Source organism: Caballeronia sp. GACF4, from assembly GCF_023631025.1.
Lineage (GTDB): Bacteria > Pseudomonadota > Gammaproteobacteria > Burkholderiales > Burkholderiaceae > Caballeronia.
The window spans coordinates 13779-26325 of the sequence record NZ_JALQDW010000044.1 but is presented as its reverse complement, the minus strand read 5'-3'; the positions used below and the strand labels follow the sequence as shown (position 1 = coordinate 26325).

Below are 12547 nucleotides of genomic sequence, written 5' to 3'. Positions count from 1 at the left end.
GCTGCCGCTTATCGCTTTTCGTGATTTGAATGTGCGAAACGCACCGCACAAAAAGCCACGTTTCATGGTAACTTCCAGCCTGTTCATCGCACGGTTGCGATGAGCGAGTTCTCGGGGCGGGGTGAGATTCCCCACCGGCGGTAATCGTTTCCCGATGTTTTCACGAAAGGGACGTAGCCCGCGAGCGCTCTCCGGCTTTCACGGTCGGAGAGGTCAGCAGACCCGGTTTGATTCCGGGGCCGACGGTATAGTCCGGATGAAAGAGAACAGGACAGTCAGTGTGCTTCGTCACGCTTCGTTCGCGCTTATTTTGTCGCGTGCGAAGGCCATTGGCCGTCCTTCGCCCTGTTCACACCAAACAGGCTGATGTCCATGAACTTTTCCAATTCGAACGAAACCCAAGCAGTATCGGCTGCAGGCTCCACTCGTGCGCGCGTCGCTTTCGTGCAGGCTTGCTGGCATCGCGATATCGTCGATCAATGCAAGACCTCGTTCATCGAAGCCATGCAAAAGCGCGGTTACACAGCGGACGATATCGATCTCTACGAAGTCGCTGGCGCATTCGAGATTCCGCTGCACGCCAAACGTCTTGCGCTAAGCGGCCAATACGCGGGCATTGTCGCGGCGGGACTGGTGGTCGATGGCGGGATATATCGGCACGAGTTCGTCGCGACGGCTGTCATCAACGGCTTGATGCAGGTGCAACTCGAAACCGGCACGCCGGTGTTTTCGGCCGTGCTTACGCCGCATCATTTTCATCATGGCGAAGAGCATATCGGCTTCTTCAAGGAGCACTTTCTCGTGAAGGGTGCGGAAGCGGCGCATGCTTGCGCGGATACGATCGCCAAGTTGAGTGCGTTGCCGGTGGCGGGTTGAGCATTTGAAGCAGATGAGCGGGCTTTTTGACGAAGGCCCGCTTTAATCGCAAAGCGACGTTCTTCAATCGCCGACCGCGAACAGCCGTCGATCCCACACCACGATATCGGTTCCGGAACCACGATCCGCGCGGCATCGGGATGAGCGGATTTCGCGACGGCGTTGAGCTCAGCGCACGCAATCACGGCCGGAACCCGCAACACGGCGGACTTTGCGTTACGCCGCGATCCACTCAACTTGCGGAATCCCCTGGTTTCACCGCGCGCATGGAATCCAGCGCCTGCAACACCTCTCCATCCGACGACACCACGCAGAACCCCGCCGACGGTAAATCGTCATTGCCGACCGTCGCGAAACCTGCTATTAGCAACGCTGCCAGCACCACACCCGCCACCCATCCCAGACGCTTTTTCATGATGTTCCCCGCTCATGCTTCCCGAATGACTCCATGACGCGCACTTTGCGCCAGCAGAGTTACACGAGCGTTAGCAAAAGGAAGCACGGGGGTTTCATCTGAAACATAGCTCCGTTACACGCCCATCAAGGCTGCAACGCCGCAACGTCACGCCGATTTCCGCCAAAAATCAAGCGAAACGCGTGTTACACTCGGTTCGCTTTTTTAAGACAATTCCTCTTGCCCGATCCGCCAAATCGTCTTTAGGGAGTACTGGCATCCGGTCACGGAATCAGGGAATCAAGGAATTGGCAAGTTGCGCACGACCGGCTGGCCATCGGGATACACCGCGAGCGTGTTGCCCGGGTCGTATGGCAGATCGGCGGACATCGGCTTGCCGTCGAGCATGAAATCAACCTTGTAGAGATCGCCGCCGCGAAAGCGGGCGTGCTGGACATCGCCGCATTGGTCGTTCGTCACGAAGTGCTCCACCGGCACGTCGACGGGCGAATCGGGCGTGGCCGGCTTCGGCGGGGGAATCAGGAAATGCCAGAGCGCCATGCCGATAAGGCCGCCCGCCACGCCGCCGGCGACCGTCACCGATATCTTGTGCGTCAGCGCGTGCCCAAGCACGCCGCCGCCCGTACCCAGCAGGATGCCGAACGGTCCGACCACCCAGCCCACGGCGCCGCCCGCGAGCGCGGCCGGCAAAATCCAAATGCGCTCCGCCAGAAAATGCGCCGCGAGCCACGCCGCGCCCGCCGCCCCGAGCGGAGCGCCAGTCAGACCTTCGATATGCCGCACGAACCACGGGCGCGCATTCGCCTGCGCCACCTCGAACTCGCGCACGGTGGTGAGCGTCGGGCGGCACTCGTGCTGACTGGCGAGCGTGGTCGTGGTGAGCGTGCTGACGGAAACGACCGGCACGGTGACGGGCAGGCCCGTGTGCGCAACTTCGGTCGATTGCACCTCAGGTTGAGCGGTGTCGCTGCCGTTAACCGTGTTAGCCATATCGGCGGCCCTGCATCCGGGTGCGGTGGCCGAAAGCATCGCGAAAGTCATCAAGCATGCGCCCGCGACGGCAAGACGGCGCAAGCCCGGCTTCGGCGGCAAGGATCGCTTGGCCAGACCATGACTACGACTACGATTACGACGGGAAAGATCGAGGGACATGAGTAGACCGACTCTCAGGCAAGCCGAATTTGCCGCAAGCGTAGCAGAGCAGACGATTCGCGTCGCCCCCACGTTGCGACGCACGGCGCAACGCGTACTCACCGTCTGCGCGCTCGCCTTCGGCTTGGTACTCGCGGGCTGCTCCATGTTCAGCGGCACGAGCGCGAAGCAGGCCGTCGCGGCCGTCGACTGGAGCGCGGCGGGCGACGCCATCCTCGTGCAGCTCGACGCCGACGATCTACTCAACGAATACAACAACGAGCCGCATACGCTCCTGCTCGGCGTGGTGCAGACCGCCGACGCCGATTCGTTTCGCAAACTGTCGGCCGATGCCGGCACGCTCGCCTCGACGCTCGGCGAAGCGGCGCCGAATCCCGCGATCCTTCAGCTCACGCGCTACGTCGTGCAGCCGGGCGGTCACACGATCCTCTCGATCGATCGCGCCGCGAAAGCGAAGATGGTCGGGCTGATCGCGGGCTTCTACACGATGGACCCGGCGTCCAGCGCGCGTCTCTTCGAGATTCCGCTCGCCATATCGAATCAGGCGTTCGTCGGCCACGATTATGCGGCGCAACCGCAAACGCTTGCGTTGCGCCTGTCGCTCGGACGTGATGCGATCAGCGACGCCGCGCGTCTGAATCCGGAACCGCCGCAGATCGTCGCCGCGCAAAAACGCGCACAGGCGAAGCAGCAGATCGTGCCGCTCGACGGCGGCGGCAAGGAAGTGCCGCTCACGCCATCGAACGGCGCAGCCGATACCGCCACCATCAAACTCCCCAACTGACGAGCCCGACGTGGAACACAAGCAAGCCGTCTACTGGCATCAGGGAATGTTTCTGCAGCCGCAGCATTTTCAGCTCGCGGATCAGCACAGCCGTTTCACGCAGACGCCGCTTTACGAAGCCGGCGTGCCGCATTTCTGGGGCGTCGGCGCGCTCGAACTGTCGAGAAGCGCCATCGCGAATCGCACCATCGACGTGCAGCGCGCGCGTCTTCTGTTCCGCGATCATCACTATGCCGAGTATCCCGAGAACGCGGTGATCGCGCCGCGCACCTTCGAGGCAAGCTGGGTGCAGGGCGACCGTCCGCTCAACGTCTATCTCGGCGTGCGCCGCGCGAGCGAGCAGGAAAAGAACGTCACCGAAGTCGGCACGCTCGCCGACGCCGCGAACGTCGCCACACGCTTCGCCACGGTGATGTCCGTTCCCGAGACGCCCGACCTCTATTCCGAAGGCCCCGACGCGCCGCTGCAAACGCTGCGCTATGTGCTGAAGGTGTTCTTCGAATCGGAGCTGGATCATCTGGATCAGTACGAGCTGATTCCCATCGCGCGGCTGGTGCGCGATGGCGACACCGTCGTGCTCGCCGACCGCTTCATCCCGCCGAGTTACGCGCTCGCCGGTTCCGATGCGCTGCGCACGATGCTGCGCGAGATCCGCGACGAGCTTGCAGGACGCGCCCGCCAGTTGCAGGAGTACAAGAATCCGCGCGAGATGCAGAAGGCCGAGTTCGACGCGTCGTACATGCTGTTCCTGCTCGCGTTGCGATCGCTCAATCGCTTTTCGCCGAGCCTGTTCCATCTGATCGAGAGCGAACAGGTGCATCCGTGGCTCGCATATGGCGTGTTGCGGCAACTCGTCGGCGAACTGAGCTCGTTCTCGGAGCGCTTCACCATGCTCGGTGAGATGGACGGCGGCGCCGGTCTGCCCGCTTACGATCACCTCGACCTCGACGGCTGCTTCGGGCGCGCGCGCGTGACCATCGGGCATCTGCTCAACGAGATCACGGTCGGGCCGGAGTTTCTGGTCGTGCTGGAGCCACGCGACGGCGTCTATCACGGACAAGTGCCGCGCAGCGTGTTCGGCAACCGCAACCGCTTTTATCTCGTCGTGCGGACGCAGGAAGATCCGCAATGGGTGGTGGATGGCATCGTCAACGGCGCGCGTTTGTCCGCGCTCGGCGAGATTCCGACGCTCGTGCGCCACGCCCTGCCCGGCCTCGAACTGATTCATATGCCGCACGCGCCGCAGGGTTTGCCGCGTCGCGCGCATTCGTTCTACTTCCGTATCGAACAGGTGAGCGAGCAGTGGGAACTCGTCGAGCGCGAAGGCGATATCGCTCTTCACTGGCTCGATGCCCCCGCCGATCTGCGCGCCGAGATCGTGATCCTGCGGAGATGACGTGCATCTGACCGACACTTTGATCCCCGTCATCGCGCTGGTGCGGCAGACGATCGATACGGCCGCCGCCCCGGCCTTCTTGCGGCCGTCGACGGCGGCGCCTGCCGTTCCAAGGCCCTTGCCCGCCGCGCCGCGTCCGGTTGCATCGCAGCCTGCTTCCGCTGGCGGTTCGCCGTTTGCGCCGCAGCCTATCGGCGAGATGGCCGCCAATGGCAATGCAAGCGCTAACGCTAACGCCAACGCCAACGCCGTCGCCATCGCCATCGCCGATGCCCCGCCGGCGCCCGCGCCGCTTCCTTCGCTCGCGCCACGGGCGAGTGTATCGAACGCATCGAGCGGCACGCCCGCCGAGGACGCCGCGCGCGCACGCGCACTCGCCGAAGCGATCGACGAAGCCATCGACCAGGCGCGGCACGACGCGCGCATCCACAATTTCGTGCCATCGGATTTCGACAACGCGCTTTTCGCCGTGCTCGCCTGGGCCGACGAAGTGCTGATCTCATCCGAATGGGCTGGCGCGCCGCACTGGCAGCGCCATCTGATGCAGCGCCGCCACTTCAACACGACGACCGCCGGCGTCTCGTTCTACGCGCGTCTCGACGACCTGCGCGACGATCAGGCCGATGTGCGCGAAGTCTTTGCGCTGTGTCTCGCGCTCGGCTTCAAGGGTCGCTATGCGCAAGAGCGCAGCTCGCGTCAGCTCGACGAACGCCGCCGCGTCACGCTTCAGAAAGTGCTCGACGAAGGCGGCGTTCCGGCCGCCACCGGCGCGGTGCTCTTTCCGCAAGCGTATGTCAGCGAGGAATCGGCGCGCGCGGCGCAAACCGGCGTCGAACCGGCGGCGCGCCGGGTGCGCTGGCGGCTTCGCCGGCAGACGCTCATCGGCTTCGGCTTGCCCGTGGTCGTGCTCGCCGTGCTCTACGGCACCTATCACCTGATCATCGTGCAGATGGTGAACGCTCTTCTTCCGCTCATCCAATGAAAGTCCTGCGCACCGTTCTGCTGTGGCTCCTTGCGCTCGTCGTGCTGGCGCTCGTCAGCTGGGGGCTGACGCTGTATCTCGAATGGCCGTTGTGGGCGTCCGCCGCGATTTTCTTCGGCGCGCTCGGCATGTTCTTCATGTTGATCTTCCTGCGGCGCCTGACGCTTGCGTATCGTTCCCGCAGCATCATCGCGCGGCAGCGGCGTGCCGAACAGGAAGCCGCGCAGCGCGGGTCGCGCACGGGCGCCTTGCGCCGCAAGTTCCGCGATGCCGCGGCGCTCCTGCGCGGTTCGAGCCTGAAGCGTCTCGGCAATCCGCTCTACGTGCTGCCCTGGTACATGGTGATCGGCAGACCGGGCGCGGGCAAGACCACGGCGCTCGCGCGCTCGCGGCTGTCCACTTCGCTGCAGGATCACACGCAACAAGGCGCGCCGGTCCCGCAAACCGAAAATTGCGACTGGTGGTACTTCGACCGCTCCATCGTGCTCGACTGCGCGGGCCGTTATGTCGATGCCGACAACGAAGACGCCGACCGCCGCGAGTGGAATCTGGTGCTGGACCTGCTGTCGCGCTATCGCGGACGCGAAGGCATCAACGGACTCGTGCTCGCCATCTCCGCCGACCGGCTCGTCACGCCGGACCGCGAGGCGATCGATCAGGAAGCGCGCGTGATCCGTGCGCGCATAGAACAGTTGATCCGCCTTTTCGGGCGGCGCTTTCCGGTGTACGTGCTCGTCACCAAGTGCGATCAGCTCTATGGCTTCGAAAGCTGGAGCACGCTCTTGCCCGAGACCGCGTTGAATCAGGCGATGGGGCATCTCGCGCCCGCCACCGCCGACGATCCGCCGACCGAGCGCTTCCTCTCACTGGCCTTCGATGCCATCGTCGAACGACTACGCGCGATGCGGGTTGCGCTGGTTGCGCGGCATCCGCAATCGGCGGTGGAACTGCTGCTGTTTCCGAACGAACTCGACCGCCTGCGCGCGGGCACCGAACTCTTCGTGAAGGCGTGCCTTGGTAACAGCCCGTATCTGGAATCGCCGTTCTTGCGCGGACTGTTCTTTTCGAGCGGCCTGCAGGCCGGCGGCGCGCGCTCGGCGGTGCTGCCGGAGACGCTGCGCCCGATGCCGCCGCACGAACCCTCGACGACCGGCGTGTTCCTGCACGATCTCTTCGGCCGCATCCTGCCGCAAGACCGCAACGTCGGCAAACCTGCCGCGCTCGTCAATCGCTGGTTCGCCGCGACCCAGCATCTAGGCATGCTCGCATGGGTGATGTTGGCCGTTGCGTTCGGCTTGCTGATCACGATGTCGTTCATCCGCAACGTCAACACGCTGACGCAGATCGAGCGCAGCTATCCATTTCATCAGCGCTTCGACGGCTTGCTCGTCGATGACGCCGCTACCCTCACGCGCAGCAACACCGCGCTGCGCGAGATCGATCGCCGCAACCGCAACTGGCGTTCGCGCTGGATGATCTCCGGCCATATCGACCGCTTGCAGGAACGGCTGCGCCAGCAATACACGCAGCAATATCTGCAGTACATCCGACCAGCCGTCGAACGCGATTTCGATCTGGATTTGCGGCGCGATCTCGTCAACGATACCGACGGCACGCTGCCGCTTAGCATCCTCAACGAAGTGCGCGTGACGAATCTGCTGCGCGCGAAAGTGGCGGGCGCGGATCGTCCGGAACTTGCCGCGATGCCTCAGCCGCTTTATAGCGACATGGCGCCGTGGTCGTCGCAACTCTTCGACCAGATCAACGACTTGCGCATTTCCTATATCGCGTGGTCGGCGACGAATGCGCGCGACATCGTGACGCGCGTGGCGCAACAGCAGGCGACGCTTGCCCAGGCGCTGTACCAGAACCGCATGCACTGGCTCACGCAGCTTGCGCCGATCGACCCGCATCTGCACGATGTCTCGCTCGCCGACTTCTGGCTCGACGCGAACTCGGCGCGCGCGCAATCCCTGCGTCTGGCAAACGTGGATGCTCCGGTTGCGGGCAATGTCGCGGGCGGGCGCATCACGGCGGCGTCGAGCCGTGCAACGGCGCCCGATTCGAAGGCCGTGGAAGCCGCGCGCACCGACGCGCAACTCGCCGAAGCGAACCGGCTCGCGGAGATCAAGGTGCCGGCCGCGTACACGCGCGCGGGACGGGTGGATATCGACGGCTATCTGAAGGAGATTCACCAGGCGGTCGTCGACGATGCGCAACTCATGCAGCAACAGGCGTTCTTCGACCACGACTATCAGATCGAGCGCTTTCAGGCGTGGCAGAGCTTCGTGCAAACCGTGCCGCAGGGCGAACGCATGCTACCGGGCCGCGATGCCTGGCGCGGACGGCTCGCGACCATCACGCAGAACGCGAGCCCTTATCTGCGCGCGCTCGATCGCGTCAACGACGAGTTCGAAGGCGTGGCCGACGCCCAGTTGCCCGACTGGCTGCAGACCGCTCGACGCATGGGCCGCCTGCGGCGCGATGCCACCGGCGCGCTGATCGCGAGCCGTGCGGGTGGCATCGTGCAAAGCATCAACTCGTTCGGCGGCCAGGCGATCCGCGACAGCATCGCGAGCAGTCCGCTGGCGGGCGCGGCGGCGGTGCGCGTCAATGCGCGGGCGGCATCCGCCATGCGCGACTATTTTCAGGACATCGATCAGATCGCGGCCACCGTCACCGATGGCACCGCGAAGGCATATGGCGTATCGGCTGCGTTTCATGGCTTTGGCGTCGATCCGGCGGTGAAGACATCGCCTGTACACGATGCCGCGCGCGCCCTTCTGCGCCTGCGTGACGAAGTCGATTCCAACGGCGCGGCTGATCAGGCCATCTGGCATCTGATCGGCGGGCCGCTGCATTTCGTGCTGGCTTATACGGAAGAAGAGACTTCGTGCGCGTTGCAATCGGATTGGGACAGCAAGGTGTATTGGCCGTTGCAGGCGGCGACCAGCATGACGCAGGTCGTCGATCAGTTGTACGGTCCGCAGGGTTCGGTGTGGAGTTTTGTCGATGGGCCGGCCAAGCCGTTCCTGACGCATTCGGCGAGCGCGATTTCTGAAGTGCAGACGGCCGATTACAGCGTGCCCTTCACCGCCGCGTTCCTGCCGACGCTGAATTCGGCGGTCGGCAAGCGCACCGCGCAGCTGATGGAAGCACAGCGCGCCAAGTCCCGCGCCGAAGCCGACGCAGCGCAGGCGCAGGCGGCGCAAGAACAGGCCAAGCAGCAGCAGGCCAATGCGGAGCAGGCCATTGCGAGTGTGAAGCAGCAGATTGCGGCGGCGCAGGCGAAGGCGTATCCGTTGACGATTACGGCGCAGCCTATCGACGTGAATCCTTCAGCGCGCATGCGGCCATTCGCGACTGTGCTGACGGTGCAGTGTGCGGCGGGCGCGCGCACGTTGACCAACTTCAACTTCCCGGTGAGCGACACTTTCAACTGGACACTCGGCCAGTGTGGCGAGGTGAGTTTGCTGATTCGTTTCGATGGCCTGACGCTCTCCAAGCGTTATCGCGGCGATGCGGGCGTGGTCAGTTTCCTGCGCGACTTCCGCGATGGGCACCGATTGTTCACGCCGCAGGATTTTCCGTCGTCGGCGGCGGCGCTCGCGCAGCGCGGCATCGACCAGATCACGGTGCGTTACGAGTTCCGTGGCGAGGACGCGATCATCGATGGCGCGACGCAGCTGGCGCAATTGCAGGACGCGCAGCAGAAAGAGACGCAGCTGCGCCAGCAAGCGATCGATACGCTTGCGGCGCAGACGCAGCAGTTGTTGCTGATCAAGCTGGCGGGTAATGGTGGCGGGACGACGCCGCAGCCGCTACGCGTGTCGTTGCCGCAGCAGATCGGGATGTGCTGGAATGCGCCGGCTTCTCCGGCTGGAACGCAGACGCTGCAGGCGCGTTTCGATAGTCTGCTGGAAGCGCGCGGCCCGCTGGTGACGGCGGCGGCGCCTTCGTTTGCACCGATTCAGTCAGGACCGATGACGGCGCCGGACGTGCCGCCGTTGCCGAATTTCTGATGAAGGCGAGCGCGGCCCCGATTATGTCGTGCGTTGTCAGTTCGAAACCATTGCGCGCATGCCCGAGCAGGATCAGCAACTCGTGCGCGGCGTGCTCGATGCGTTGATCTTCAAGAATCAGGCGCGCGCAATGACGCGCGTGACCGAGAGCGAGAAGCAGCTCGCGCGTAAAGCGCGTAAAGACAGTAAGAAGGGGTAGGGACCACAGCGGTAAATGGAGCGCGGCTGGGAGTTAACACTCGCGGCCCGCTGACCAGTTCACTTGACGGCCTGAATATGGCTAACGCCAATCCTAAAGCACGTTCGCCTGTCGCGGAACGGTTGCTGACAGTGCAGCAGCTCTCCTGCGAGCACAACCAACTGGCATAAGCAGTATCACAGCAGCTTCGAACGGCGGCCTGCGCCCAAGTTTCCAACCTATGTTCCCTGGATTTGCCTCACTGGACGATGGCTTGAATAGGCGGGCTACCGGAACCGTGGGTGGCGCGCGTTGAGCAAGCGAACGAGGCGTTGTCAGGCGGCCGTCGTCACGCGTCGCGCACGACCGCCTTCCCCTACACGCCCCCCAACGCCAACTTCACCGCCGCAGCCGCATCGATCTTCGCAATGCGCGCGACCAGTGCAATCGCTTCGGCATGCGCATCGTTTTGCTGATACAGCGCGTGCGCCGCGCTCAACGCCTCCAGCGCGAGTTGCGGCGTCCAGCGGTCGAGCTCATGCCGATCCACTTCGCCGACGATCATCTGCGCGAACGGCCGCAGCGGCGCGTTCGGCCGATGCGCCAGCATCAATTCGCTCAAGTGGATGGTCGCGCGCAGGCGTTGTTCCGGATTCGTGCCCAACGTCGCGCCCTGGAGCGCCACTGCCGCCGCTTCGAGGTCGCCCGCCGCGGCGAGCGAGCGCGCCGTGCCGAGCGCCACCGCGAGCGCATCCGGCGCCGCGCCGCCGCCCGAACCCGTCGCCGCATTGCGTTGCAGGCTCGTGATCCATTCGAGCGTCGCGCCATCCGCGAAAGGCTTGCCATCCGCGAAAGTCAGATTCGGCAACTCCGGGGCTCGGCGCAACAGTTGCAGCGTCGCCGCGTTCACTTCGGCGAGCGCGTCCGCGAACGGCTCGCCAAGATTCACAAGCGCCTGCGCGCTCGCGCGATTCAAATCCATCCAGAACGGAAACGCCGGCAAGTTCGCCTCTGCGAACGTGAGTGTGTCCTCGGGCGCATCGCCGGATTGCAGGCGGTCCAGCGCAATCGCCAGTTCCGCGATCGGCCCCGGAATGCGCGTCTGGCCACGCTCGGCAAGCGGCGCGGTTTCAATCGCGCCCCACGCCGCAAGCCGATTCAGCCGATACGCCTGCGCATCGCTCGCCCGATTGCCACGCCGGAAGCCCGCCAGCGTCACCAGCCGCTCGGCGATCTGCTCGAAGGCGCGGTCGGCATCGGCATCGGACACAATGGCCGCGCTCGAAAGCGGCGCGACGGCAAGCGATGCCGCAGCGGCCGGCGCAGAAGGACGCGAGATTTGTGCTGGTCGTGTCTCCGCCGACGCGACAGGCGCGTCTAAAGCAGGCACGGGCTCGGGCACAACTTCCCGAACCGGCAACGTGCGAATCTGATTGAGCAACGGCCGCACGCTCGGCGCGTCCGGGTCTTTCTCGGCAAGACGCGTATCGATGGCTTCGAGGCGCGTCTGCAACGCATCGATCAATGCGCGCTCCTGCTGCGTATCGCGGTCCACCTTGTCCACGACGAACTGAACCGCCCGCTCGAAAATCCACGACAACGCGTTGCGCCGTGCCCGCAAGCGCGAGAGACCCGGATGCAGCGTTTCCCAGTAATTCGCGAGCAGATCGTCGATGACCGTCAAGCCGCTCGCAAGGCCTTCGAGGCCGGAACGGCGCATGAGCGCGCCCGCGAGATAACACGCGACGAGCAAGTCCTTGCCGCGTTCGGCGAGCAGCACGGTGGCAGCGCGCTGCACCACGTCCCAGTCCGTGCCGGCCGCCGCGCTCGGGCTGTTGAGTTTGTCGATCTCGGTCTGCAGGCGATCAAAGTCGGGATCGTCGCGGACATCGCCGCCAGCGGGGTTGTCCGGCGTAATGGGCGCGGAACCGAGCGTATCGAAAGGAGGACTCATGGCTTATTCGTCGAGGATAAATCGGGAAACACGCAAAGGTCGATCACCACACTTCCTCGATTTCCGCATTCAGGTAGTAGCCCGCGCCGCGTTCCGTGCACAGCAGCTTGGGCGCGCGCGCATCTTCCTCGATCTTGCGACGCAGCCGCAAAATCTGGACGTCGATGGCGCGGTCATAGACATCGTCGAACGCGCGGGTGCGCTCGATCATGTGTTCGCGCGACACCACGCGATTAGGCGCGCCGAGCAGCACGACCAGCAAATTGAACTCGGCGTTGGTGAGGGTAACGGTCTCGTCGTCCTGCGACTTGAGGCGGCGCGTGTTCAGATTTAGCGTCCAGCCGCCGAAGCGATACGCGCGCGGCAGCTTTCCGCGCGTGATCGGCGCGCCCTGCGCCGTGCCCGCGCCCGTGCGCCGCAGCACGGCGCGCACACGGGCGAGCACTTCGCGCGGCGAAAACGGCTTGGTGACGTAATCGTCCGCGCCGAGTTCGAGGCCCATCACGCGGTCGGCTTCCTCGGTACGGCCCGTAAGGCAGATGATCGGCATGGCGCCGCCCTCGCCGCCCGCGCGCCATTCGCGCGCGAGTTCGAGGCCGTCGCCGTCGGGCAGGCCGAGGTCGAGCAACACGAGATCGAAGGTATCGGCGGCGAGGCATTCGCGCGCTTCGGCGGCGGATGCCGCGCCTTCGGTCGTCATGCCGTGTCCGGCTAGATATTCGACGAGCAGAACACGCAAGGAATGGTCATCGTCGACGATCAATATGCGGGGTGAACTCGGCATGGCG

At 64.6% G+C, this 12547-nt stretch carries 10 protein-coding genes and 1 riboswitch; of the genes, 6 read left to right on the top strand and 4 right to left on the bottom strand.

The annotated features are described in order from the left end of the window. Nucleotides 1-103: 103 nt before the first annotated feature. Nucleotides 104-272, top strand: a riboswitch (FMN riboswitch). A gap of 100 nt (nucleotides 273-372) precedes the next feature. Then, nucleotides 373-876, top strand: coding sequence for a 6,7-dimethyl-8-ribityllumazine synthase (locus tag NCR40_RS30815; RefSeq protein WP_250468067.1), 504 nt, complete (start codon nucleotides 373-375; stop codon nucleotides 874-876). Nucleotides 877-1108: 232 nt separating this feature from the next. Here NCR40_RS30815 and NCR40_RS30810 read toward each other — a convergent pair whose 3' ends face one another. Both NCR40_RS30810 and NCR40_RS30805 read right to left on the bottom strand, forming a co-directional pair. Next, complete coding sequence (locus NCR40_RS30810; protein ID WP_244831852.1) at nucleotides 1109-1291, bottom strand: hypothetical protein; 183 nt, start codon at nucleotides 1289-1291, stop codon at nucleotides 1109-1111. 279 nt (nucleotides 1292-1570) lie between these two features. Next, nucleotides 1571-2281 carry a hypothetical protein gene (locus NCR40_RS30805; RefSeq protein ID WP_250511764.1) on the bottom strand — a complete coding sequence of 237 codons (711 nt, stop codon included), beginning with the start codon at nucleotides 2279-2281 and terminating at the stop codon, nucleotides 1571-1573. A 160-nt stretch (nucleotides 2282-2441) separates the two neighbouring features. Between NCR40_RS30805 and NCR40_RS30800 the strand changes: the two genes are divergently transcribed. Genes NCR40_RS30800 through NCR40_RS30780 form a run of 5 tightly spaced genes read left to right on the top strand, consistent with a single transcriptional unit; the run spans nucleotide 2442 to nucleotide 9826 of the window. Continuing rightward, nucleotides 2442-3227, top strand: coding sequence for a type VI secretion lipoprotein TssJ (locus NCR40_RS30800; protein WP_250511763.1), 786 nt, complete (start codon nucleotides 2442-2444; stop codon nucleotides 3225-3227). A gap of 10 nt (nucleotides 3228-3237) precedes the next feature. Beyond that, nucleotides 3238-4623 (top strand): type VI secretion system baseplate subunit TssK, encoded by a 1386-nt coding sequence (tssK, locus tag NCR40_RS30795; protein ID WP_350029341.1) that lies wholly within the window; start codon nucleotides 3238-3240, stop codon nucleotides 4621-4623. A 1-nt stretch (nucleotide 4624) separates the two neighbouring features. Beyond that, the gene (locus NCR40_RS30790; RefSeq protein ID WP_250511762.1) at nucleotides 4625-5605 is read left to right on the top strand and encodes a DotU family type IV/VI secretion system protein; all 981 of its coding nucleotides are present in this window, start codon (nucleotides 4625-4627) and stop codon (nucleotides 5603-5605) included. Further along, nucleotides 5602-9627: a type VI secretion protein IcmF/TssM N-terminal domain-containing protein gene (locus NCR40_RS30785; RefSeq protein ID WP_250511761.1), complete on the top strand. Its 4026-nt coding sequence runs from the start codon at nucleotides 5602-5604 to the stop codon at nucleotides 9625-9627. The genes NCR40_RS30790 and NCR40_RS30785 overlap by 4 nt, the downstream gene beginning before the upstream one ends. Nucleotides 9628-9655: 28 nt before the next feature. Then, nucleotides 9656-9826 carry a hypothetical protein gene (locus NCR40_RS30780; RefSeq protein ID WP_250511760.1) on the top strand — a complete coding sequence of 57 codons (171 nt, stop codon included), beginning with the start codon at nucleotides 9656-9658 and terminating at the stop codon, nucleotides 9824-9826. Nucleotides 9827-10181: 355 nt separating this feature from the next. Here the strand turns inward: NCR40_RS30780 and tssA are convergent, their stop codons facing one another. Then, a complete protein-coding gene (gene tssA / locus NCR40_RS30775; protein ID WP_250511759.1) occupies nucleotides 10182-11759 on the bottom strand; it encodes a type VI secretion system protein TssA in 1578 nt (525 codons plus the stop codon). Nucleotides 11760-11802: 43 nt separating this feature from the next. Next, complete coding sequence (locus tag NCR40_RS30770) at nucleotides 11803-12543, bottom strand: response regulator transcription factor (RefSeq protein WP_250495312.1); 741 nt, start codon at nucleotides 12541-12543, stop codon at nucleotides 11803-11805. Nucleotides 12544-12547: the final 4 nt, after the last annotated feature.